This window comes from Polaromonas sp. P4_H1 (assembly GCF_056400945.1).
The window spans coordinates 1-1,290 of record NZ_JBFUKG010000043.1 but is presented as its reverse complement, the minus strand read 5'-3'; the positions used below and the strand labels follow the sequence as shown (position 1 = coordinate 1,290).

Sequence of the window (1,290 nt, the reverse complement as noted above, 5' to 3'; positions counted from 1 at the left end):
TGTATGGACTGGGCACATACGCAACAGGTGTTCGGAGACATAGGAAACACTTCTTCAGCGCCATTGGCGCAAGGAGAAGGGCATGCCTTGGCAACCGAGAGACCTGATGGACATCAAACGCGAATTCGTGGCACTGGCCTTGCAAGAAGGCGCCAACCGGCGCGAGCTGTGTCGGCGCTTTGGCATTGGCGCGAAGGCCGCATATGCACTGCTGGCGCGTTACGCCCAGGAAGGCGATGGCGCTTTCAAAGCCCGCTCGCGTCGCCCACATGTCAGCCCGCTGCGCACTCCGGCCGCGATGGAGACCGCTTTGCTCGAGCTGCGGCACGCTCATCCGGCCTGGGGCGGGCGCAAGCTCGCGCGGCGCCTTGTCGAGTTGGGGCACCGGGACGTGCCGTCCGCGGCCACGGTCACAGCCATCTTGCACCGCCACGGCCTGATTACGCCGGCTGCCAGCGTGGCGGCCCAGCACTGGCAGCGCTTCGAGCACCCCGAGCCCAATGCCCTGTGGCAGATCGACTTCAAGGGTTACTTCGAGACGGCCGGCGGCAAGTGCCATCCGCTGACCGTGCTGGACGATCACTCGCGCTTCAACCTGGCGCTGCAGGCCTGCGCACGCCCGGATACGCCCAGCGTGCGGGAGCACCTGACAGCCGTGTTCGAGCGCTACGGGCTGCCGCTGCGCATCAATGCCGACAACGGTGGACCTTGGGGCACTCCGAGCCAGGCCGCGCACGGCCTGAGCGAGTTGAGCGTGTGGCTCATCCGCCAGGGCATCCAGGTCAGCCACAGCGCGCCCTACCACCCGCAGACCAATGGCAAGATTGAGCGCTTTCACCGCTCGCTCAAAGCCGAGGTACTGGCCGGGCGCAGCTTTGCCGACCTGGCCCAGGCCCAAAACGCTTTCGAGCACTGGCGCGGCGTTTACAACTGCGAGCGGCCGCATCACGCACTGGGCCTGCGCACGCCGATCGAGCGCTACCGCAGCAGTCCCAGGGCCTATGCCGGGCAGCTCGCTGCCATCGAATACGGCCCAGACGACATCGTGCGGGTCGTGGGCTGGAATGGTGCTGTCGCGTTTCAGGGTGTCAAGCTCAGGGTCTCCACTGCGCTGCACCGACTGCCCATCGCGTTCAGGGCAGATCCCCGGGCCGATGGTTGCTTCGATGCTTTCTTCTGCCATCATCACTTCATGCGCATCAACATGAACACCATCCTCGATTCCAACTAACCGGGCAAAGTGTTTCCTATGTCTCCGAACACCTGTTTCCCATGTCTCCTGTCCATACA

1 protein-coding gene is annotated in these 1,290 nt (G+C 64.4%); it reads left to right on the top strand.

The genetic code is table 11. From position 1 onward, the window contains the following. Positions 1 to 82: 82 nt before the first annotated feature. Complete coding sequence (locus tag AC1DS5_RS24935; protein WP_477720928.1) at positions 83 to 1,231, top strand: IS481 family transposase; 1,149 nt, start codon at positions 83 to 85, stop codon at positions 1,229 to 1,231. Positions 1,232 to 1,290: the final 59 nt, after the last annotated feature.

Bases quoted from the DNA above. Each gene is read 5' to 3' on its own strand.
- AC1DS5_RS24935 (WP_477720928.1), top strand. From the start codon at position 83: ATGCCTTGGCAACCGAGAGACCTGATGGACATCAAACGCGAATTCGTG.